This window comes from Flagellimonas alvinocaridis, assembly GCF_004916895.1.
Taxonomy (GTDB): domain Bacteria; phylum Bacteroidota; class Bacteroidia; order Flavobacteriales; family Flavobacteriaceae; genus Flagellimonas; species Flagellimonas alvinocaridis.
On sequence record NZ_SNTZ01000015.1, the window covers coordinates 29,000 to 49,904 of the forward strand.

Below are 20,905 nucleotides of genomic sequence, written 5' to 3' on the forward strand. Positions count from 1 at the left end.
GCCATTTGCTTTTTTCACGGGGTTGCGCTAAATTTCCACAACCCAAACCTATCTCTAACTTACTTAGCATGAACGTACGGCTCACCAAGGAACAAAAGATCAAAGTGCTCAACGCCAGGGACATTTACAGCATTATGCAGCAGGTATTGCTGCGCGAGAACAAGATCCGCCGCAACCAGGAACATTTTTGGGTGGTGGGGCTCAACAACATCAACAAGATCATGTTCGTGGAGCTGATCAGCTTGGGTGCGGTGAACCGCATTACCGCCGAACCGCCCGATGTCTTTAGAATGGCGATCTACAAACTGGCCAACAAGCTGGTGATGGTGCACAACCACCCCAGTGGGGCGCTGGAGGTGACCGACCCCGACCTGATCTTTACCGACCATATGCTAAAAGCGGGCCAACTGCTACAGATCGAGGTGCTGGACCACCTGATCATTACCGAGGAGGGCTATGTAAGCTTTAAGGACCTAGGGCTTATGGACAAACTGAGCGAAAGCGGCCTGTTTGAGATCACCAGCCCCGAGCGCCAAGAACTGGAGGAGTTTAAACTGGAAACGGAACGCAAGCGGGCGAAAAAAGAAGGGTTAAAGGAAGTTGCTAGAAATATGAAAGCCAAAGGCTACGATGATGCCACCATTAAAGAACTAACGGGGTTGAGTATGAAGGTTATTGGGGGGTTGTGAATAATGCTATGTGGCCATACCCTTTAATGCTATCTTTTCAAAAAGAAAAGAACCTAATTCATCGTTCTTTATATTTTTTGGCATCAGCTGTTTAAATATATCACCCTTTGGATTTGACAATACTGAAGGATAATATTTAAGCAAATATTTGAACACATGCTCTAATTGCTTTACTGTTATTTTTATATGATACTTATTGAAGAATACAACCCATCCTTTCAAATCAAATTCGTTCCGGTCACCAAATCTAGCTAATCCATTATGAAGATTTTGGACCACCTTCATGAAAATTATATCGTCTATACCGGAATCATATACCAATTTAAGGTCTTCAATTTTTGACAAAAACTCTTCTTCGTCTTTTATTTCAACTTCATATTTCATTTTGATCAGATTAGTTCATTAATTTCTTTCTCTATAGGTTTATACTTGTCCTTTACACCTTCTCCCATATAAAAATCGAGCAAATCTTTTTTGGTCAAAGTGCCGTCGTTTAAGAACTTGGAAAGATAGTCTTGGTTAAACTCCATTAGCAAAATACTCTTCTCCAATTGTTTCAAAATTGCTTTGTTGTTCTCGATATTACCCTCAACTAATCTTTTGATATTGGTTATCTCATTGATGTCTTTAATAATTCGATTTACAATTATTGCTAAAACATCTTTATCTAAATCAACATTTTTTGCGTTGATGGCAATGTCCCTGGCAAGCATGTAAGCAATAGCCAGATTGGAATAATCCCCTTTTTGGGAGTCAATGATAGCCACAAATCCTATGGACTGGATAAAGCCAACATTCTCAACTATTTTAAGAATACTATTGTCCACAATAGAGATATCGAAAACTATAATACTCACCTTTGAAGCTCGGTTAGCATCCGACTCTATCAATTGGCTCCAAGCTGTATCGTATTTTCGGGTAAAAACATCCTTACTTTCAATATTTCCTAACTTAATGCTTTTGTCAAACTTGCATTCAATGGCTATTTTTAAATCTGAGTCGCCGTTAATTCTACAAATGATGTCACCTGTTTTATTTCTTGGAAGATTTCCTGTCTCATTTCCAGTAAGGTGGGCGGTATCAAGAATTTTCTTATCCTTGAAATGATTATTTAGAAATTCTACTATATCTTCTTCCGCCAATGAGCCTTTTACAGCAGTCTTATAAAAAAGTTCTTGTTTTAAATCAAATAGTATTTTCAAGCTTTCCAATTCTGTCCCAAGTTCATTGCTTGTTTTAGAAAGAAATGCAGAAATACGATCTTCCATAAGAGCTAATACTCCAATGTACAATGCCCTTAAGAGAGTCTCATCTCTATCATTGGTTGGAACTTTATCAAAAAAGTTGAAAATGATAGAATTTGTGATTGATATTTCTTTTAAATCAATCGTTTTGCTTTGCTGATTTAATTTTATCATGCTAATCCATTAATTTTAATAGAAGACTAAGTATTTTATTCTCGAAATAAATTAAATCCTTTTTGTTTACTTTTTCAGCTGGCACATTTTTTTGACTAGGATGTGATATAAGATTAAAATTTCTTCGATTATAAAACTTGTTAATAATTAATTCATCGTCTAGTTCAATTTTTGAACTTTTGATAATTTCCTTAACTGTTGCCTTATCATCTAAATGCAATAACCCTTTGCAGGTCTCATGAAATAAGTTGTGCAAATGATTAAATGCTAAATCCCATTTTTTCTGTCTTCGATAAAGTACAAAATTCTTTAATTGGTCACTAGCTGCCTTATTCATCGAAGTTGTTTTTATCCACCTTTGAATTATCTTTTGATAATCAGTTTTAACACAGAAAAGATAGTTTGATTGATATGGAGGTTTTTTGAAATGTTCATGGCATATTCTCTCCAAATAACATTTTGGCTCATTTAACACATCATACTCTGCAACTGGTTTGTAGTTTTTTGATAGAACCATCAAATACTTCCCATAATTGTCGTTCAATAGAATATCATGTGAGTTTTTTATTTGCTTATTAATATATTTTGATTTATAGCCATTTTGTGCCATCAAAATATGAATAATGTGTACATGTCTTTTGTCATCAAACTTTAACTTATTCTTTAAAAACGAATCAAAAAAAGTCTCAAAAGCCAAATTTCCTTTTTTATTTTTTAAAAAAAATAGAACTATTAACATGTTAATATGGTCAACAGTTAACTCCACTTCTATCATTCTCAAGGTCCGTTTCAATATTCTTAAGTTATCTCTTTTCAACAAGAAGTTTTGAAATCCCTTTTTGTCATAGATAAGTTTCAAAATTTCACGGTCATTTTTTGAAATATTCAAGTTAAACTCTCCATTTTGTGGAAACTTAAACTTTTCGATAACAGATACAAAATCATTAAAATAATCTTTGATGCCCTTTTTTACAGGTGCTTCTAAATCTTCTCCTCCATTTTCAGTCTTTTCTTTTTCATCATCATCTAGCAATTCAATTCCCGATGTCGATTTTTTGTTTTCTTCAATGAATGCTTCCTTATCTTTTTGAGACAATATTATTTTTCTTGACGTTTTAGATGGATTTATGGATAGTCCCAAAACATGTAAAAACCAGTTAATGACTTTGGATTCTATCTCCAAAAGTTGTCTATATGCTTCAACAGAATTCAAATTGGAATCTTTTTCAAAGACTAATGTTATATCATCAACATACCTTATCATTCCTTTGAATTTCAAATCAAATCCTGAACACAACCTTTCAACTTCCATATCAAAAGGAACTAAATAAAGATACCCTAAGTAGTCGCTTACGAAATTCTTTCTCCCTTGAGGAATTGAGAACCTTCTACACATCAAACATTCAAAGTAAAATTCTAATCCAGATGGTGACTCTTCATCCAACTTGTTTTTGGTAAGAGTCGATTTATTAGAATACTTGTAAATAAGCTGAATCAATTTTTCGTGAATTATAGATTCAAAATATTGAGTTAAATCTAGTTGTAGTACTGCAGAATTACTGCTTACCACCTTATTTAGTGTTTGTTGATATTTTTTAAATTCAGTCTTATAATTATTCTTAACAAACCACTTATCAGATTCATCTTTTGAACTTTCCCTTAATTGAAATTTTGTAGGATAAAAGGGAAAAACATTTTTTCTATTAAAATTCAATCCGCTTACTACATCATTGCACGAATCAACAAATGTTAAACCAATTGCATTATAAAGAATCATTGAAAAAGTGCTGAAAAATCTATATTCTCTAACACCTGTAGATTTTTTTGGAACAGTAACCAAATCACATGAATGAAGCTCAGGTAATCCATAGATAAGCTCGGTTTTAACATATAAATTATAAAATGAACTTACTTGTTTCTCTGTTAATTGAACCAAGTGAGACTCAATTAGCCTAAAATTTATATCCAAAATATTTTCCGATGATTCACAATAATCTTTACAAATCTTGAAAGCATTTAAAAATCTCTCTTCTGAGATAATTTTTGGAAGGTCATTCATTAATTTTCTTGATTAGGATTCAATTCAAAAAGTGGCTTTTGAGACCTTTAAAACTTTTGAGGGGAAATTAAATTTACAAAAATATTTAACAAGTAATCCTTTACGGAAAACAGTAAAGTCACTAAAATTTAATTAGTTATACGTTTTTGCTTTTAGGCAATAAAAAAAGGAAGACCCTTCGGCCTTCCCTTATTCCTCTTTTACGTCCCTATACTTTTAAAACCCAAAACCTTAATGGTACCCCTGAACCCTACCCAAGGCATCCGTCAACCCAAATGAGGCATACATCAAGTCAAACAGGGTATCCGTCAATTGCAAGTGCGCTTTACCCTGCTATTTTCTAGCTTGCCCAAAAAATAAGAAAATGACTACTTTAGAAACTATAAATGCCCTACAAATTGTTGTGCTTGTCTGTATAGGTGTTATCCTGTACACCATCGGGTTCCTTCATGGAGCGTTCTGGGGAAAAAGAAACCGGGTCAGGGACAATACCTTTTAATGGATTGCGTTCCATTAGTCCAAATCAACCAAAAATAACTGCCATAGCCATTCCCCCAAATTACCCGAGACCCCAACGGACCCTTATCCTATGCCAAAATCTACAATTTACCATCGCCATAACCCAAATGTCCCACGGCGACATTCAATACCGTTGCTGGCGAAGACCCAAAACCGCCTTGGAACCGCCCTGTCTGGTCATTAGAAACGGGCAGTACAAAAACAGCTTGCGCAACGACAAGATAGAGCTGGTCTTTGTCCACGGCAAATGGACCTACTCCATTGAACGGATTCTTTCCAAAGGAAAGTATGGAAAAACTTCCTACGTGTTCTTGGAAGTGGCCAGTGAGGGAAACCCTCCCAGTACTTGGAAAATGGAGGACCTTACCCCATGATCACTTTTTATAGGTAACCCTGTAGATGGCATCGCCAAAATCGTCAGAAATCAACAGGGAACCATCTTTCATGAATAAAAGGTCCACGGGACGGCCAAAGGCTTCCTGTTTTTCCTCGTCCAACCAACCATCTATAAAAGGTTCGTAACTCACGGCCTTGCTGTTTTCCAATTTCACCAAGGTAAGCCTGTACCCTACCTTGGAGGAACGGTTCCACGAACCATGTTCGGCCACAAAGGCATGCCCCTTGTATTCGTCCGGGAACATGGAGCCTGTGTTAAACTTGATGCCCAAGGGTGCCACGTGGGGACCCATGGCCTGCGCCGGTGCAACAAAATCTGAACAAGGGCGCTGATCGCCAAACTCGGGATCTTTTACCGTTCCGGCATGGCAGTACGGATAACCAAAATGTTGTCCCGCCTCAGTGACTCGGTTAAGTTCCCCCGGAGGAAGGTCATCCCCCATAAGGTCACGGTTATTGTCGGTAAACCACAACTCCCCGGTTTCGGGATGCCAGGCAAAGCCAACGGTGTTTCGCACGCCTTTGGCGTAGATTTCACGGTCTGTGCCATCTGGGGCCATACGGGTAATGGTGGCATAACGTTCGTCCTCGCTGCTACGCTCACAAATATTACAGGGAGCGCCAACCGGTACGTACAGTTTTCCATCGGGGCCAAAGGCAATATACTTCCACCCGTGATGGAACTCCGTGGGATAATCGTCATAGATGACCACGGGCTCTGGCGGATTGGCAAGGTTGTCCTCTATATTGTCGTAACGCAGGAGCTTGCTCACGGCGGCTACATACAAAGACCCATCCCTGAAGGCAACACCATTGGGCTGTTCCAGATCGGAAGCGATCTCAAAGACCTTTTCTGCCCATAGGTCACCGTCCGCATCTTGCAGGGCGTACACCTTGTTTTCGTTTCGGGTTCCCACAAAAAGGGTTCCCTTGTCCCCCATGGCCATGGACCGGGCGCCGTCAATGTTCTCGGCATATGTGTTTATGCTAAACCCTTCGGGAAGGTTAAGCAGCTCCAAGGGCATATTGGATTGGTGTGGTTCGGGCAGTTCTTCTTGCTGGGCTTGATCATTGGCTTCTTTCTTTTTTGGATTGCAGGAAAAAACCAGCACGGAAGCGGCCAATACCAAAATTGATTTATAGTGTGTTCGGGAAAATTTCATCACGTTTTTTTATGCTTTTGGTTTCTTGCATAAAACTATGACAAAAAGATGTAATTATGGATTTACCGCCCCGTTTGTTGTGCCAAGTTTACTCTAAACGGTCTGGTGTCCATGTTCCATCATACCAAATGGGAGTTCTATGGGAGCTCACCACGCTTATATTGCTTGTCCCTGATGGATACAACTGAATGTGTACCTGATAATTTTCCGGGCCTTCGTTTACAGAGAATTTAACAGCGACTCCGCTGTCCTTTTTGGTAGGTTCCATGCTAAAATCCTTCGCCAAACCCTTAAAATGCACCCCACCCTTGATAGGATTGTAGGTGCCTCCCATCTGTCTTTCCCCATAATACGGCAGGTCCGCCATCACACTATCGTTCTTCACCCTGAGATAACTGGATGTTCCCGTAATGTTTATACGGTTTATGGTGCTTCCCTGAGGAACCAATCCCGCATTGGCAATGCTTGTAAGGGCTGGGTCTGGCATGGGTCTGGCCCAACGCGCATCTACTTCAAAGGATTTTTGCGTCACGGCGGTGTTCAAGGATTCCAATTCCGCCTCGGAATACTTGGGCTTAGGGTTTGATGCACACCCAAGGGAAACCATCAGCAGGAAAAGAAGCATATATTTTATAACCAACTTCATAGCAGCATATTAAAGGTCTTTACAAATTAATCAATCCCTGAAAGATTTCCGATTTAAAGAGTATATTTAACATGAAACCAGACCTAATTTTATGATAATTTCTCCAGGAAAATCCCTCATGGCCTTGGCCTTGTCCGTTTTCAGTCTAAGCCAAGCACAGCAAACGCCCTCCCAAAACATCAACAAACCCTCTTACTTTGCAACCGAACTGGCGGAAGACCCCAAGGTAGATGGAGAGATCATTAATGATCCTATTTGGCAAAACATCCCGGCCATCACGGATTTGGTACAGATAAAGCCCAATTATGGCGAAGCAGTCTCGGAGCGCACTGAGGTCAGGGTAGCCTACTCCAATAGCACGTTTTATGTGGCCGTGGTCTGTTACGACAAAAATGCCAACAGAATTGTGGTCTCAGACTCCCGCCGTGACGCCGATTTGAACGATGAGGACAGTTTCCTTTTTATCATTGATACCTATCACGACAGGCAAAATGGTTTCCTTTTTGGCACCAATGCGCAAGGAATGGAATATGATGCCCAAATTGACAACGAGGGCAAAGGGAATTTTAACGCCAACAGACAACAGGGCGGGGTAATTGGGGGCACCAACCTTAACTGGGACGCCACTTGGAAGGTAAAATCGCAATTGGGCGATTACGGTTGGAGTGCCGAGTTCGCCATCCCCTTCCGTTCTTTACGATTTGCACCCGGAAAGGACAAGACTTGGGGATTGAACTTTCAACGGAACATTAGCAAAAATACCGAAACCGCCTATTGGACCTCCCTCCCTTTGGGTTTTGATATGAAACGATTGTCCCTAGCCGGAAACCTCAGTGGGCTGAACCTAAAAAATCCCGGCAACCTGAAACTGATTCCTTATGTGCTTGGCCAATATGTGAACGATAAATCCGTATCGCCCAGCGAAACCGACACCAATTTTGATGCGGGGGCGGACATCAAATACAGCGTTACACCTAGTCTCACATTGGACCTTACTTACAACACCGACTTTGCCCAAGTAGAGGTAGATGACCAACAGGTGAATTTGGACCGTTTTAATCTCTTTTTCCCTGAGAAACGGGCATTTTTCCTGGAAAATGCCGGTCAGTTTGGGGTGGGCAGCCCCGGGGAGGTAGATTTGTTCTTCAGTAGGCGTATCGGCATTGGGGATGATGGCAGCTTGGTCCCCATTATAGGTGGGGCACGATTGTCCGGGAAAGTGGGTCAAACCAACATTGGATTTTTGAGCATGTTCACCGATGATGTGGTCGAGGCCGATATTGAAAAGAACAACTTTACCGTGGCCCGTGTCAACCACAACTTTGGAGGCTCACGATCCTCGTTGGGTGGAATATTTGTGAATAGGGCCGGTCTGGGTGAGATGGAGGATGACTACAACCGGGTTTATGCCATGGATGGTAAATGGGGTATTGGAAACAAGGCCACCATCAATGGTTTTGTAGCCAAGAGTACTACCCCCGGCATTGAAAAGGGTGACCATGCCTTCAAAATCTTAGGTAATTATGAGTGGAGTGGCTGGAACATCAACGCAGGATATACCGAGGTTGGTGAAGGATTCAATCCAGAAGTAGGCTTTTTGCAACGTACCGCTTTTAGAAAACCTGAGTTTTTGGTCTTTAAGGCGCATAGATTTAAGAATGCGGGTAAAATGCTGGAAATACGGCCCCATGTCTCCTATCGGGGCTATTGGAACTTTGATGACCAATTGATCACCAGTTTTTTACATGTGGATAATCACTGGGTATTTAAAAGTGGTTTTGAAATCCATACGGGAATCAATTTTACTACCGAACGGGTGTTGGAGGATTTTACCATTTCTGATGTAACCGTGCCCGTGGGCAATTATGAAAACGAAGAATTACAGCTTGTAATCACCACAAACCCGAACAATGCCCTTTCATTTGATACGCGAACCATTATTGGAGGTTATTTCAATGGGCACCAAATTACCAATAGCGGAACCGCCAAGTATAGGGTCGGGGATAAATTCAACAGTTCCCTAACGTTCAGCCATAGCGATATTCAATTGGATACCGGGGATCTAACGGCTTTGGTAGGTGGGTTACGACTTTCGTATTCCTTTACCCCCAGAATCTTTTTCCAAAGTCTGATTCAACGTAACAATGTGTCCAATATCACATCGGTAAATGCGCGCTTTGGGTGGTTGCAAAATGCCAATACCGGACTCTTTGTGGTATTTAATGTGGTAAAGGATGATGATTTGATTGATGCCGTGGACAATCAGACCCTAACCATTAAATATACCCACCGTTTTGATCTGTTGAATTAATTGGCAATCTTTCCTTTACGAAACAAGATATAGACGACTCCTATCAAGGCCAAGATGGCAGAAGCATAAAACGTATGCGGAATACGGGAAATACTTTCTTGATAATACCATCCAGAAAGTAGCGCGCCCAAACCAATACCAGCTTCCATGGCAATATACATGGTGGCCATGGCCTTTCCCTTTTGTCCCGGTAAACTCAAATCTATAGTCCACGCATAAATGGCCGGAGTGGCCACGCCCATGGCCAAGCCATAAATGCCTGCCCCAACCATTAAACCAGTGGGTGTATTGATGTAACCCATCCAAAATTGGGCGAAAATCAACAATATGACACCAACCATGATCACCTTGATCCTACCATGACGATCGGATAGCTTGCCTGCTACTACCCGCACCAAAAGGGAGGAAATTGTAAATACAATGAAGAACATGCCCTTGTTGGTAAAACCAACTGCTTCGGTCCAATCCGGAATCAATGTCAGTACTACCCCAAAACCTATATAGGCCAAAAAATTTACAATAGCTGCTGGCATCGCTTCAGGGGCAATGATATCTTTACGGGAAACTTTTAAAAGACTCCAGTTAAATTCTTTCCGTTGTGGTAGGGTCTCCTTAAGGTTGAAAATCAGCAACAGGGCCAACAGGGCCATGGCCGATGAACTGTAGAACAAAACGTCATAGGAGAAATGAAGCTTTATGAAGCTTCCCAATGCAGGGCCAATTGCCATACCCGTACTAAAAGCAATCCCATGAATGCCCATGGCCTCACCAAGCCGTTTATGCGGTACTACATCCGACACAAAAGTTGAGGCGGCCGTTGGAGTGAATCCCGTGGAAAATCCATGCGCCAACCGTAGCAGTAAAAAACCCGATACCGATGTAAGTATGGGATAGAAAAAACCGCAAATCAAACAGACAAAGGCACCAAAAAGCATAACTGGTTTTCTTCCTATCGTATCGGTGAGTATTCCGCTAAAAGGGCGTGAAACACCTGCCGTAAGTGTAAATAGGGCGATGATCAGCCCAATATACTCCGCTCCTCCCAAACTGGACAGATAAGCAGGCAATTCTGGAATGAGCATATTAAAACTGGCCGAAAAAAGTAGGGATCCCATACAGACCATCACAAACTTTGGGGTGAACATCCTTTCCCCTTCCAATTTTGTTCCGTGCTGTATGCCGATCTTCATGCTATTGCGTAACTTTATCACAAAGAAATCACAACGCTTCTGCTTAAAAAAGGACATTTGTCCCAACAATAAAAATGATTCGCACCAACCCAGAATTAATGGCCTATGCGGAAAAGCTTTTTTCCAAAGGAGATTGGGACCTGCATGAAGAATCTTTTGGTTCCAAGGAGCGAATCATGGAACAAGATCATAGATATGGGAAGGTATATCTAATTCGGGAAGGTATTGCGAAATGCTTTATTTCTGATGAGAACGGCAAAGAATTTATCCAAGAGTTTTTGGGCGAAGGCATGGAATTTGGGGAATTGGAGGTTTTTAGCAATAAATTGACCATATGCGCTGTGGAGTCCATTACCCCTTTAAAAGCTTTTTCGTTTACCCATGGTTGTTTCAGTCAACTTTTGGAAAATGATACCCGTTTTAACCAACTCGTCATGAAAGCTTTAGCCGATAAGATTCGTTATAAAGCCCCTAGACATTCTTATCAACATGCCTATCCCATTGAAGATAATATTATACGCTTAAAAAAACTTTTCCCTGAATTTACGGAGGTGATTTCCAAAAAGGACATTGCCAACTATATCGGAATTACAACCAGAAGCCTCAACCGAGCCCTTAAGGAGTTAAAGGAAAAAGTGGACCGTTAGACCTATCTTTTAAAGCGCTCAAAGATGGCCAATGTTTTTTTGGTGTTGATGAAGTATACTCCTGTCAACAAAATGGCTGCGGCCAAAATGGATTGCAGTGTTATTTGTTCATCCAAAAAATACCATCCCAGTAGCAGTGCAACAATAGGGTTCACATAGGTTGATGTTGCCACTTTTTCGGGGGAAACTGCCTTTAACAAATAGTTGAACGAAGTGAATGCGACAATGCTCCCGAATACAATCAACAACACCATGGACAATTGCACCTTTCCGCTCCACTGCAAGGGTGAGGTCCACGGTTCTCCAAAGCCAAAACTCATCAAAGCCAAGATAATTCCCCCGGTAAACATCTGATATCCCGTGTTCACAAAGTAGTTATTGGGCAAATCTGCCTTGGAGACAAACAGACTGCAATAAGCCCAACTGAGCATGCAGAAAAATATCATGATCATCCCCACAATAGAACTTTCTTGTGCAATAATCTGCTTTTGACTTACCAATAGATAGATACCGATAATGCCAAGGAACACCCCAACCAATGACATGGGTTGTATTTTTTTGCCTTGTAAAAAATACATGAGCAAGAGAATGATCAAGGGTTGTGCAGATATTTCCAAAGCAGCAAAACCACTGTCCACATATCGTAGTGCCCATACCACTACCCCATTACCAAAACTCAGAAAAAGAACCCCGGCAATAATGGTGTTCCATAGTTGTCTTTTGGTGATCTTCAACGAAATTCCCATGGATTTGGCCAAAGCAAATATTAGTAGGCCAGCAGTGATGAATCGACATGAAGCCAACATAAAGGGTGGCAATTCCATGACCGCAATCTTGTTAAGAAGGTATGTGGACCCCCAAATCACATATATGGCAAAAAAGGCAAGGATAACGAGGGCAGAGTTTGAGGATTTTCCCATTACAAGATTGGTTTATCGCCCTACAATATTACGGATGTTTGCAGGAGTATGAAAAATTTCCCTATTTAGTTTGTGAAGAAAGTGAAATTGGGTGATATGCTAAAGTCAACTATACTTGTCCGTATCCAATAAATACGAATCCATATCCTTTTCCAATTGTCTAAAATGTGTAAAATGCCGCTCAATTTCTTTATCCAAATCCTCTGGAATTTGCTTGGTCTTTTGTTTGAGCCGGTCCATAATATGTTTTTGGTCGGTTGTATACCGCTTAAAACTTCTTTTGAGTTCATATAGCTTTTCAAAACATGAATAGTCATGGGGCTCGCAAGTGTAAGAGCTCAATTTTTCAGCAAGACGTTGAATAAGCTTGTTGTTTCGCTCCATTCTTACCAATAGTTCCTGGATCTGATACGTACTGTTCTCTAGAATATCACTCATGGCTCTTGGGTTTTTATGGGAGTATACAAAACTCCCCTTAAGTTAATGATTTTCCTACATTTTGACTTTAAAACAATCTTCAAATTTGTGTTAATTAATTTTTCAAGGGCAAAAAAAAGCCCGGTGCTATGCACCGGGCTTTTATAATTTATGGTCAGCAACTAGTTTTTGGTTTGCTCGTAGGCTTCCTCTTTTAACTCGTCGCTGGCAATAATGGCCAACTCCACACGACGGTTGGCGGCCATCCCTGCTTTGGTGTCATTACTTTCAATGGGTTGGGTCTCCCCATACCATTTTGTAGTAAACCTGCCACTTGAAATTCCCTTGCTTACCAAATAATTGGTAACTGACTGTGCCCTCTGTTGGGAAAGGGTCATATTGTATGCATCGCTACCGGCACTATCCGTATGTCCTTCCACCAGGATATTGGATTTAGGATATTCTTTGAAAATTCCAGCCAGTTTATCCAAAGTAGTCGCGGAGGTTCCTTTAATATCAGATTTGTTGGTATCAAAATAAACTCCGTTTTCGCCACTAAAGGTAACGTTGATTCCTTCACCCACACGCTTTACTTCAGCACCTGGGATTTCTTCTTCAATACGTTCGGCCTGTCGGTCCATTCGGTTACCAATATAACCTCCTGCAGCACCTCCCACCACGGCACCAATGATAGCACCAAGGGCAGTATTTCCTTTTCCTACATTATTTCCGATAATGCCACCGATTACAGCACCACCACCAGCTCCGATGGCAGCACCTTTTTGTGTGTTGTTGGCATTCTTAACGGCATCGCAACTTAGAATTAAGCTCAATGCCAGTATAGCTGTTGTACTTTTTATGATGATTCTTTTCATGTGTTAGCTTTTTGTGAATTCGTAAACTATGGTAACAGGCTGTCCGTCCACTGAAACATTGGATTTAAGCGTCATGTTCTGTTCGGTAAGGTTGGCAATGTTCAATCTGTAGCCGTATCCGCCAGAGATGTCCTTTCGATTTTCATCAATGAACTTGAACTGCAATTGGCTGCTGTAGTTCTGTGAAGGTTCTACTACCGACCATCTAAAGAAACGGTCACCACCTTGGCACAATGTACTTTGGTTAATGGTATACCTACCGGTACTGTTATTGTCCCTAAAGAACCATTGACTGCCTTCAAAACAAATATCCTCCGCATCATTAAAGATGACAGACTTAAAATTGCCCGAATTGTTTTCATAGGAAATGTTTTCCAAGGTCCAAGTACCGCTAAAAAGATTCCTTTGCGTCCTTGCACTTTTGGAAACGGAGCACGACGTAAGTAAAATTCCCGCCAGTGCAATAATTAAAAATGATTGTTTTACCATAAGAATTGGAGTTTAAGTTTACATATATACGAGTGAGACACCATAAATGTCCATTTGGGGTGTTAAAAAAATGTTAACGAATCACTAATTCAATAGTTATACAGTTCCAATAAAGCTGTTTCAAATCTCTTTTTAGGCAGGTAATTCTCCTCTAGTTCCCTTGCAAATGGTACTGGTGTTTCCAAACTGCCCACTCTTTTTACCGGAGCGTCCAAATATTCGAAACAATGTTCCATGACCATTGCGGAAATATCACTTGCAATGCCGCCAAACAACGTATCTTCTTGCAATATGATGAGCTTTCCTGTCTTTTTTACCGAAGCATAGACAGCATCTAAATCTAGAGGTTGAAGTGTACACAAATCTAAGAGATCTGCTTCAATTTCTGGGTGCTTTTCCAATACTTCCATGGCCCAATGTACCCCAGCCCCGTAACTCACTATGGAAATTGAATCGCCCTCTCTTATTTTATTGGCTTTTCCGAAGGGCAAGGTGTAATAATCCGATGGTACATCACCATAAACACTTCTATACAATCCTTTGTGTTCAAAAAATAATACGGGATTGGGATCATTTATGGCGGTGTTCAGTAATCCCTTAGCATCATATGGGAATGCAGGGTACACCACCTTGAGCCCAGGCACCTTGGTAAACCACGCCTCATTGGTTTGGGAATGAAACGGTCCAGCACCTACCCCACCACCACAGGGCATTCGTAAAACCACATCCGCGTTTTCATTCCATCGGTAATGTACTTTGGCCAGATAATTCACTATGGGATTGAATCCACTGCTCACAAAGTCTGCAAACTGCATTTCCACCACAGCTTTCATTCCATTAATGGACAAGCCCATAGCGGCAGACACAATAGCCGATTCGCAGATAGGGGTATTCCGCACCCGGCTTTTCCCGAATTTTGTTGTAAAACCTTCGGTAATCTTAAATACTCCGCCATAATCCGCTATATCTTGCCCCATAATGATGAGTTCATTATGGCGGTACATGGATTGCTCCAAACCTTCAGAAATAGCGTCCACAAAACGAATATTTTTCAAATTATTTTTTGATTCAACTACTTCATATTTATATTCTTGATATACTTCACCTAACTCTTTACTTTCAATGAAAGAAACAGCAGGTTCCTCAAAAGCCAGTTGTAAATTTTCATTGATTTCTTCCGATATCCGCTCTTTAAACCCCTCTATTTCCTTGTGGCCAATCAGACCTTCGCTCAATAAAAACGACTCATAATTGGCGATCGGGTCTTTCTTCTCCCACTTTTTCATCAATTTTTCAGGGACATATTTGGTGCCGCTGGCCTCTTCGTGCCCCCTCATCCGGAATGTCTTGAACTCCAATAGAATGGGTCGCGGACGTTTTCTAATGGCTTTACAGATTTCATCCACCTTTGTATACACTTCCAAAATGTTATTCCCCTCAATTATGCGGGATTCCATCCCATATCCCTTGGCTCTATCGGCAAGATGTTCACAATTGTACTGCTCATTGGTGGGTGTCGATAGTCCGTACCCATTATTTTCAATACAAAATAACACGGGGAGGTTCCACACGGAGGCTACATTGAGCGCCTCATGAAAATCCCCTTCACTGGTAGCCCCTTCCCCAGTAAAAACAGCAGTCACCCGCTTTTTGCGTCGGAGCATGTCCGCTAAAGCAATACCATCAGCCACACCCAATTGGGGACCTAAATGCGATATCATCCCAACAATCCTGTACTCTTGCGTTCCAAAATGGAAACTACGGTCCCGTCCTTGGGTAAACCCACTTTGTTTTCCCTGCCATTGGGCAAAAAGTCTATGCAATGGAATGTTTCGGGAAGTGAACACCCCAAGGTTTCTATGCATGGGAAGAATGTACTCCTCGGCCTTCAGTGCATGGGTGACGCCGACCGAGATGGCCTCTTGCCCAATACCGCTGAACCACTTGGAGATTTTTCCCTGCCGAAGCAACACCAACATCTTCTCCTCTATCATTCTGGGCTTCAACATGCCCGTGTATAAATCCAAAAGTTTTTGTTGGTCCAAATCCCCGATGTGATATCGCATATCCTAAAATTCGTGTTTGATAAAAGTAGAAAAAAAGCGCTCATATTTTATCATATCCCCAATGGTTCCATTGAAATTATTACTTTTGATGGTAATCCAATTTATCCATACCATGAGCGCAATTCCAAGTGTCAACCTAGAGGATTTTGTTTCTGGAGATCCTATCAGAAAAGAAAAATTTGTCAAAGAAATAGGAGCTGCATTTGAAGATATCGGCTTTGTGGCCTTGAGTGGGCATTTTCTTTCCGATGCTTTGGTAGATCAACTCTATTCGGAAATCAAAAAATTCTTTCAATTGCCCCAAAATGTGAAGGACAAGTATGAAATTACAGGAATTGGCGGTCAACGAGGCTACACTTCATTTGGAAAGGAACATGCCAAAGGCAAAAAAGAAGGCGATCTAAAAGAATTCTGGCATTTTGGTCAATATGTTGAGGACAATCCTAAATTGGAAGCGGAATATCCAGACAACGTAACTGTTTCTGAGCTCCCGGAGTTCAACCAGGTTGGAAAGGAGACCTACAAAATGCTCGAGAAAACCGCCCAATACGTGTTAAGGGCCTTGGCTTTGCATCTAAGTTTGGAGGAAACTTATTTTGATGATTACATCAAAAATGGAAACTCCATTCTAAGACCCATACACTACCCTCCCATAACCGAGGAGCCAAAAAATGCTGTTCGAGCGGCGGCCCATGGTGATATTAATCTGATTACATTGCTCATGGGGGCTCATGGAAAAGGACTGCAAGTCCAAAACCATGAAGGCCAATGGGTGGATGCCATTGCCCGACCAGACCAACTCATGATAAATGTTGGCGATATGCTCTCCCGCTTGACCAACAACAAACTTAAATCAACCATACACCAAGTAGTAAACCCACCAAAAGAACTTTGGGGCACCTCACGATACTCCATACCGTTCTTTATGCACCCGGTTAGCGATATGCCGCTAAATTGCCTTGAAAACTGTGTGGATGAAAAGCATCCCAAAGGGTTTGAGGACACTACTGCAGGAGAATATTTGCATGAGCGCCTTGTGGAATTGGGATTGGTCAAAAAATAACCTATGGATCTACAAGACCAGCTAAAAAACCTTTTTCCCGACCACAAACCCGAGGAAACGGAAGAAATTGAACAAGAAACTTCAACATATTGGCTCCAAGACGAACCGATTATTTGTAAATATGAAAAACGAAAAGGCAAACCCATTACCCTCTTGGAAGGATACAATGGAGCCGATTCCGATTTCAAGAAATTAACCAAAGACCTTAAGACCTTTTTAGGGGTCGGTGGCAGCTATAAAAAGGAAATTATCATCATTCAAGGTGATTATCGCGACAAAATTATGGCGTTTTTAAAGGAGCATGGATTTTCAGTGAAACGGGTGGGTGGTTAACCATCCCTCCACTTGTAAGATACTTTATACAACCCATTCTTGTTAAATCTGAACATTGAAAACCAATGTTTTATGAAAAAATTTTTATGTTTTTGGTTTAAATCTTACTTTTATTCTTCCTAACCAACGAAAACTGAATTGAAAATGAAATCACTGTTGCACATTACCAACGGCGACGGTTTCACGTCAAGATTGCAATCGCTACAGTTAAAAGGAGACATTATCACATGGCGGGAAATGCTCTGCGAAGGCAAAACCCTCTGCTCTGTTGGCAGTGAGTCTTTCTGGAAAACGCGATTCGATTTTTTAAACAAGAACTACAAGGTCACCAAGTCTTGGTTTGTTGAAAAGACCTTGAAGGAGTATCGATCTTTGTGTAATCACAAACAACAGGACCAAATTGTTCTTTGGTTTGAGTATGACCTTTTCTGCCAAATTAACATGCTAGCCGTTTTGAGCTGGCTAAAAACCCACAGAAGACATGCCGAAATATCCTTGGTGTGCAGTGGAAATGAGGATGAAACGGATAAGTTATACGGTCTTAATGAGTTAAGCGACGAAAAGCTTTTGGAACTATACGGGAACAGAACTATACTCACCCAAGACGATATTGAATTTGCCGATTACGTCTGGCAATTGTACTGCAGCGATAATCCCATCCGATTGGAAAACCTAATTGCCCACAACGATTTTCAGTTTGAATACCTTTCTGACGCCTTAAAAACGCACCTGAAAAGATTCCCGTCCATTAAAAACGGACTCAACGAATTGGAGAACAAGGTTTTGAAAACATCCCTCAATCAAAAACCAAAATCAAGAAAGGAGTTATTGGGAACTCTTTTAACCGATCAAGGCTATTACGGTTTTGGCGATACGCAGTACGACCGCATCATCACCTCACTACGCCCCTTATTTAGCTCCTTTAATCCGGTAAGACTTACCAAAAAAGGCAAGGAGGTTTTGGACAACCAAACAAATTATTATTCTCAAATACGTGATAATCAACTATATTTGGGTGGTTCTTTAAAGTACAACTTCTTATATAATACATCCACAGATCGTATTCTAAAACTTTAAAATGTCTTTAGGAAACTCAGAATTGATTCTGAACCCTGATGGCAGTATATACCATCTTAATCTTCTTCCAGAAGATATTTCTACTACAATTATCACCGTTGGTGATCCTGGTCGGGTATCAGCGGTCAGCAAGTACTTTGATTCCATAGAAATTAAAAAACAGCACAGGGAGTTCTGTACCCATACCGGACATCTCGATGGAAAACGAATCACAGTCATCTCAACAGGTATTGGAACCGACAATATCGACATCGTTTTTAACGAATTGGATGCCTTGGTCAATATCAATTTTAAAACTAGAGAAGTGAAATCCAATAAAATACAGCTCAGTTTTATACGGATTGGTACATCGGGTAGTATACAGCCGGATATTCCCGTGGACTCTTTTTTAATGAGTACTTCGGCCATTGGATTTGATAACCTCCTTCATTTTTATGATTCTGGACAGTTTACCAATACCAGTTTGGAAAAAGAGCTTTACAGACACCTTGGATGGGACCGCCATAAAATTCATCCGTATGCTGTTGATTTTGATAAAAATTTAGGGGAAATTTTTGCATCAAATCGTATACGATTCGGAATAACATGCACTAATTCAGGATTTTATGGTCCGCAAGGCAGGACCCTTCGTCTTAATCCCAAGATCACTGATTTCAATGAACGTCTTGCTTCATTTATTTATCAGAATCAACAGATAACCAATCTGGAGATGGAGACTGCAGGCATATATGGTCTTGCCAAATTACATGGACACCGTGCCGTTTCCTTGAATGCAATCCTTGCCAACCGTGCAACAGGGGAGTTTTCTAAAGGTGGCGCAAAGGCCGTTGATGAGCTTATCAGATACACATTGAAAAAATTGGTTTCCAGCTCCCTTATCCCATGATTTTTTTCTCAACTTAAAAATCATACCAAACGGAATGGGTATTTTTGGGATTTAAAGATTGCCCATCATGAAAAAAGTAAAAATTATTGGAGTACCCGAACATTTTAACCTGCCATGGCACTTGGCCATGGAGGATGGCGCCTTTGAAGATCGCGGCATACAATTGACTTGGACCGATGTACCGGAAGGAACCGGGAAAATGTCCCAAATGTTACACGAAGGTGAAACGGATTTAGCCATTATTCTTACTGAGGGCATCATCAAGAGTATTTCTCAGGGAAACCCAAGCAAGATTGTTCTGGAATATATCTCCTCCCCCCTACTTTGGGGCATCCATGTGGACAAGGATAGTCCAAGACAATCTGTCCAAGAATTGAAAAACGACAAGGCAGCCATCAGTCGATTAGGCAGTGGGAGCCATTTGATGGCCTATATTAATGCAGAAAACCAAGGCTGGGACACCACTCAACTCCAATTTGAAACCATCAATAACCTTGATGGTGCCGTGGATAATATTAGCAATGGTTCTGGGGCCTATTTTATGTGGGAGCATTTTACCACTAAACCCTTAGTAGACAATGGCACCTTCAAATGGCTGGGCGACTGCCCTACTCCATGGCCTTGTTTTGTTTTGGCGGCCACAGATGCGTTTTTAAAGAAAAGCCCAGGATTATTGAATCATATCTTGGAAGTCATTCATACCTACACCTCTGAATTTAAGCAAATCCCTAGCATAGATAGAACACTTTCCAACAGATACGAACAAAAATTGGAAGATGTTCGAACATGGCTCTCCAAGACTACATGGGGACAGAATCAACTTTCTGACCACACTGTGAATGAAGTCCAGTCGAGATTATTTGACCTTAATTTAGTTGATGAAATAAAACCTGTTGAGAACTTTCTTTGGGGATAGTCTAACAATCTAATAATCCCTGATTGACACGAATTACTCGAATTTTCTCGAATGAAGCGTGCTTTTACGTATTTAAACAATCAGATTCACCAATCTATCGGTTGCCTACCCAGTTTGGAAAGTAGGCCATTGGTCGCACTAAAATGTTGATTTCCAAACCACAATCCCCTATTGGCACTTAACGGCGAGGGATGTCCTGAAGTCAAAATATGGTGTTTGCCTTTATCAATCAAGGCCGCTTTCTTTTTGGCAAATCCGCCCCAAAGCAAAAACACCACCCCGTCCAATTGTTCCGAAACCGTACGGATGACAGCATCCGTGAACTGCTCCCAACCTTTATTCTGATGGCTTCCCGCTTGATGGGCCCTAACCGTGAGGGTCGCATTCAGCAAAAGCACCCCCTGGTCTGCCCATCGTTCCAGATTTCCGCTCTTGGGATACGGTTTTTCAACATCCACTTTGATTTCCTTGAAAATATTGACCAATGAAGGCGGATGAGCTATCCCATCCTTTACCGAAAAACACAACCCATTGGCCTGATTGGGTCCGTGATAAGGGTCCTGTCCTATAATCACCACCTTGGTTTCCTGAAACGAACAATGGTCAAAGGCCGCAAAAATATCCTTGCCTTTGGGATAGCAGGTATGCTGACTGTATTCCTGTTTCACAAATTGCACCAACTGCTCGAAATAAGGTTTTTTAAACTCTTGCTCCAAATGTGCCTTCCAGCTTGGATCAATGTTTACATCCATAAATATTTGCTATTTTTTCTTGGTCAGTTTGTAGAGCAAATAACCGATTCCCACAATAAAATGTAGCAGGATG

22 protein-coding genes are annotated in these 20,905 nt (G+C 41.1%); 9 read left to right on the forward strand and 13 right to left on the reverse strand.

Annotation, left to right across the window (positions count from 1 at the left end):
- Window positions 1–68 precede the first annotated feature (68 nt).
- Complete coding sequence (locus tag EZV76_RS15635; protein WP_136567495.1) at window positions 69–689, forward strand: JAB domain-containing protein; 621 nt, start codon at window positions 69–71, stop codon at window positions 687–689.
- A gap of 6 nt (window positions 690–695) precedes the next feature.
- Here EZV76_RS15635 and EZV76_RS15640 read toward each other — a convergent pair whose 3' ends face one another.
- The 4 genes from EZV76_RS15640 to EZV76_RS17405 form a co-directional block, all read right to left on the reverse strand.
- Entirely contained in the window at window positions 696–1,073 is a 378-nt protein-coding gene (locus tag EZV76_RS15640) for a hypothetical protein (protein WP_136567496.1), read from the reverse strand.
- A 5-nt stretch (window positions 1,074–1,078) separates the two neighbouring features.
- Window positions 1,079–2,107, reverse strand: coding sequence for a hypothetical protein (locus EZV76_RS15645; protein WP_236640941.1), 1,029 nt, complete (start codon window positions 2,105–2,107; stop codon window positions 1,079–1,081).
- Window position 2,108: 1 nt separating this feature from the next.
- Entirely contained in the window at window positions 2,109–4,166 is a 2,058-nt protein-coding gene (locus tag EZV76_RS15650) for an RNA-directed DNA polymerase (RefSeq protein WP_136567498.1), read from the reverse strand.
- 391 nt (window positions 4,167–4,557) lie between these two features.
- Window positions 4,558–4,680 (reverse strand): hypothetical protein, encoded by a 123-nt coding sequence (locus EZV76_RS17405; protein ID WP_262709770.1) that lies wholly within the window; start codon window positions 4,678–4,680, stop codon window positions 4,558–4,560.
- Between the two features lie 112 nt (window positions 4,681–4,792).
- Between EZV76_RS17405 and EZV76_RS15655 the strand changes: the two genes are divergently transcribed.
- Entirely contained in the window at window positions 4,793–5,059 is a 267-nt protein-coding gene (locus EZV76_RS15655) for a hypothetical protein (protein ID WP_136567499.1), read from the forward strand.
- Here the strand turns inward: EZV76_RS15655 and EZV76_RS15660 are convergent, their stop codons facing one another.
- On the reverse strand, window positions 5,060–6,244 hold the full coding sequence (locus EZV76_RS15660) for a PQQ-dependent sugar dehydrogenase (RefSeq protein WP_136567500.1): 1,185 nt from the start codon (window positions 6,242–6,244) through the stop codon (window positions 5,060–5,062).
- 88 nt (window positions 6,245–6,332) lie between these two features.
- Window positions 6,333–6,890, reverse strand: a complete 558-nt coding sequence (locus EZV76_RS15665) for a DUF4251 domain-containing protein (RefSeq protein WP_136567501.1) — start codon at window positions 6,888–6,890, stop codon at window positions 6,333–6,335.
- A 91-nt stretch (window positions 6,891–6,981) separates the two neighbouring features.
- Here EZV76_RS15665 and EZV76_RS15670 point away from each other — a divergent pair, with 91 nt between their 5' ends.
- Window positions 6,982–9,201 carry a DUF5916 domain-containing protein gene (locus tag EZV76_RS15670; RefSeq protein ID WP_136567502.1) on the forward strand — a complete coding sequence of 740 codons (2,220 nt, stop codon included), beginning with the start codon at window positions 6,982–6,984 and terminating at the stop codon, window positions 9,199–9,201.
- Here EZV76_RS15670 and EZV76_RS15675 read toward each other — a convergent pair.
- Window positions 9,198–10,391 carry an MFS transporter gene (locus tag EZV76_RS15675; RefSeq protein ID WP_236640942.1) on the reverse strand — a complete coding sequence of 398 codons (1,194 nt, stop codon included), beginning with the start codon at window positions 10,389–10,391 and terminating at the stop codon, window positions 9,198–9,200. The two genes, EZV76_RS15670 and EZV76_RS15675, sit on opposite strands and share 4 nt — an antisense overlap.
- Before the next feature lie 74 nt (window positions 10,392–10,465).
- Here EZV76_RS15675 and EZV76_RS15680 point away from each other — a divergent pair, with 74 nt between their 5' ends.
- A complete protein-coding gene (locus EZV76_RS15680) occupies window positions 10,466–11,038 on the forward strand; it encodes a Crp/Fnr family transcriptional regulator (RefSeq protein ID WP_136567503.1) in 573 nt (190 codons plus the stop codon).
- A 2-nt stretch (window positions 11,039–11,040) separates the two neighbouring features.
- Here EZV76_RS15680 and EZV76_RS15685 read toward each other — a convergent pair whose 3' ends face one another.
- From EZV76_RS15685 to EZV76_RS15705, 5 genes are all read right to left on the reverse strand, one after another.
- Window positions 11,041–11,958 carry an EamA family transporter gene (locus EZV76_RS15685; protein ID WP_136567504.1) on the reverse strand — a complete coding sequence of 306 codons (918 nt, stop codon included), beginning with the start codon at window positions 11,956–11,958 and terminating at the stop codon, window positions 11,041–11,043.
- Between the two features lie 105 nt (window positions 11,959–12,063).
- Window positions 12,064–12,396 (reverse strand): hypothetical protein, encoded by a 333-nt coding sequence (locus EZV76_RS15690; RefSeq protein WP_136567505.1) that lies wholly within the window; start codon window positions 12,394–12,396, stop codon window positions 12,064–12,066.
- Window positions 12,397–12,557: 161 nt separating this feature from the next.
- The gene (locus EZV76_RS15695) at window positions 12,558–13,250 is read right to left on the reverse strand and encodes a YiaD family glycine zipper/OmpA-like lipoprotein (protein WP_136567506.1); all 693 of its coding nucleotides are present in this window, start codon (window positions 13,248–13,250) and stop codon (window positions 12,558–12,560) included.
- A gap of 3 nt (window positions 13,251–13,253) precedes the next feature.
- On the reverse strand, window positions 13,254–13,739 hold the full coding sequence (locus EZV76_RS15700; RefSeq protein ID WP_136567507.1) for a lipocalin-like domain-containing protein: 486 nt from the start codon (window positions 13,737–13,739) through the stop codon (window positions 13,254–13,256).
- 89 nt (window positions 13,740–13,828) lie between these two features.
- Window positions 13,829–15,805: an alpha-ketoacid dehydrogenase subunit alpha/beta gene (locus EZV76_RS15705; RefSeq protein ID WP_136567508.1), complete on the reverse strand. Its 1,977-nt coding sequence runs from the start codon at window positions 15,803–15,805 to the stop codon at window positions 13,829–13,831.
- A 112-nt stretch (window positions 15,806–15,917) separates the two neighbouring features.
- Between EZV76_RS15705 and EZV76_RS15710 the strand changes: the two genes are divergently transcribed.
- The 5 genes from EZV76_RS15710 (at window position 15,918) to EZV76_RS15730 (ending at window position 20,080) form a co-directional block, all read left to right on the forward strand.
- Window positions 15,918–16,868, forward strand: coding sequence for an isopenicillin N synthase family dioxygenase (locus EZV76_RS15710; protein WP_136567509.1), 951 nt, complete (start codon window positions 15,918–15,920; stop codon window positions 16,866–16,868).
- 3 nt (window positions 16,869–16,871) lie between these two features.
- A complete protein-coding gene (locus EZV76_RS15715; RefSeq protein WP_136567510.1) occupies window positions 16,872–17,201 on the forward strand; it encodes a translation initiation factor in 330 nt (109 codons plus the stop codon).
- A 144-nt stretch (window positions 17,202–17,345) separates the two neighbouring features.
- Complete coding sequence (locus tag EZV76_RS15720) at window positions 17,346–18,278, forward strand: DUF1835 domain-containing protein (RefSeq protein WP_136567511.1); 933 nt, start codon at window positions 17,346–17,348, stop codon at window positions 18,276–18,278.
- 1 nt (window position 18,279) lies between these two features.
- Window positions 18,280–19,164 (forward strand): nucleoside phosphorylase, encoded by an 885-nt coding sequence (locus EZV76_RS15725; RefSeq protein ID WP_136567512.1) that lies wholly within the window; start codon window positions 18,280–18,282, stop codon window positions 19,162–19,164.
- A 67-nt stretch (window positions 19,165–19,231) separates the two neighbouring features.
- The gene (locus tag EZV76_RS15730; protein ID WP_136567513.1) at window positions 19,232–20,080 is read left to right on the forward strand and encodes a substrate-binding domain-containing protein; all 849 of its coding nucleotides are present in this window, start codon (window positions 19,232–19,234) and stop codon (window positions 20,078–20,080) included.
- Window positions 20,081–20,166: 86 nt separating this feature from the next.
- Here EZV76_RS15730 and EZV76_RS15735 read toward each other — a convergent pair whose 3' ends face one another.
- Window positions 20,167–20,832: a uracil-DNA glycosylase gene (locus EZV76_RS15735; protein WP_136567514.1), complete on the reverse strand. Its 666-nt coding sequence runs from the start codon at window positions 20,830–20,832 to the stop codon at window positions 20,167–20,169.
- Between the last annotated feature and the right edge of the window lie 73 nt (window positions 20,833–20,905).

Bases quoted from the DNA above. Each gene is read 5' to 3' on its own strand.
- EZV76_RS15635 (WP_136567495.1), top strand. From the start codon at position 69: ATGAACGTACGGCTCACCAAGGAACAAAAGATCAAAGTGCTCAACGCC.
- EZV76_RS15640 (WP_136567496.1), bottom strand. From the start codon at position 1,073: ATGAAATATGAAGTTGAAATAAAAGACGAAGAAGAGTTTTTGTCAAAA.
- EZV76_RS15645 (WP_236640941.1), bottom strand. From the start codon at position 2,107: ATGATAAAATTAAATCAGCAAAGCAAAACGATTGATTTAAAAGAAATA.
- EZV76_RS15650 (WP_136567498.1), bottom strand. From the start codon at position 4,166: ATGAATGACCTTCCAAAAATTATCTCAGAAGAGAGATTTTTAAATGCT.
- EZV76_RS17405 (WP_262709770.1), bottom strand. From the start codon at position 4,680: ATGGAACGCAATCCATTAAAAGGTATTGTCCCTGACCCGGTTTCTTTT.
- EZV76_RS15655 (WP_136567499.1), top strand. From the start codon at position 4,793: ATGTCCCACGGCGACATTCAATACCGTTGCTGGCGAAGACCCAAAACC.
- EZV76_RS15660 (WP_136567500.1), bottom strand. From the start codon at position 6,244: ATGAAATTTTCCCGAACACACTATAAATCAATTTTGGTATTGGCCGCT.
- EZV76_RS15665 (WP_136567501.1), bottom strand. From the start codon at position 6,890: ATGAAGTTGGTTATAAAATATATGCTTCTTTTCCTGCTGATGGTTTCC.
- EZV76_RS15670 (WP_136567502.1), top strand. From the start codon at position 6,982: ATGATAATTTCTCCAGGAAAATCCCTCATGGCCTTGGCCTTGTCCGTT.
- EZV76_RS15675 (WP_236640942.1), bottom strand. From the start codon at position 10,391: ATGAAGATCGGCATACAGCACGGAACAAAATTGGAAGGGGAAAGGATG.
- EZV76_RS15680 (WP_136567503.1), top strand. From the start codon at position 10,466: ATGATTCGCACCAACCCAGAATTAATGGCCTATGCGGAAAAGCTTTTT.
- EZV76_RS15685 (WP_136567504.1), bottom strand. From the start codon at position 11,958: ATGGGAAAATCCTCAAACTCTGCCCTCGTTATCCTTGCCTTTTTTGCC.
- EZV76_RS15690 (WP_136567505.1), bottom strand. From the start codon at position 12,396: ATGAGTGATATTCTAGAGAACAGTACGTATCAGATCCAGGAACTATTG.
- EZV76_RS15695 (WP_136567506.1), bottom strand. From the start codon at position 13,250: ATGAAAAGAATCATCATAAAAAGTACAACAGCTATACTGGCATTGAGC.
- EZV76_RS15700 (WP_136567507.1), bottom strand. From the start codon at position 13,739: ATGGTAAAACAATCATTTTTAATTATTGCACTGGCGGGAATTTTACTT.
- EZV76_RS15705 (WP_136567508.1), bottom strand. From the start codon at position 15,805: ATGCGATATCACATCGGGGATTTGGACCAACAAAAACTTTTGGATTTA.
- EZV76_RS15710 (WP_136567509.1), top strand. From the start codon at position 15,918: ATGAGCGCAATTCCAAGTGTCAACCTAGAGGATTTTGTTTCTGGAGAT.
- EZV76_RS15715 (WP_136567510.1), top strand. From the start codon at position 16,872: ATGGATCTACAAGACCAGCTAAAAAACCTTTTTCCCGACCACAAACCC.
- EZV76_RS15720 (WP_136567511.1), top strand. From the start codon at position 17,346: ATGAAATCACTGTTGCACATTACCAACGGCGACGGTTTCACGTCAAGA.
- EZV76_RS15725 (WP_136567512.1), top strand. From the start codon at position 18,280: ATGTCTTTAGGAAACTCAGAATTGATTCTGAACCCTGATGGCAGTATA.
- EZV76_RS15730 (WP_136567513.1), top strand. From the start codon at position 19,232: ATGAAAAAAGTAAAAATTATTGGAGTACCCGAACATTTTAACCTGCCA.
- EZV76_RS15735 (WP_136567514.1), bottom strand. From the start codon at position 20,832: ATGGATGTAAACATTGATCCAAGCTGGAAGGCACATTTGGAGCAAGAG.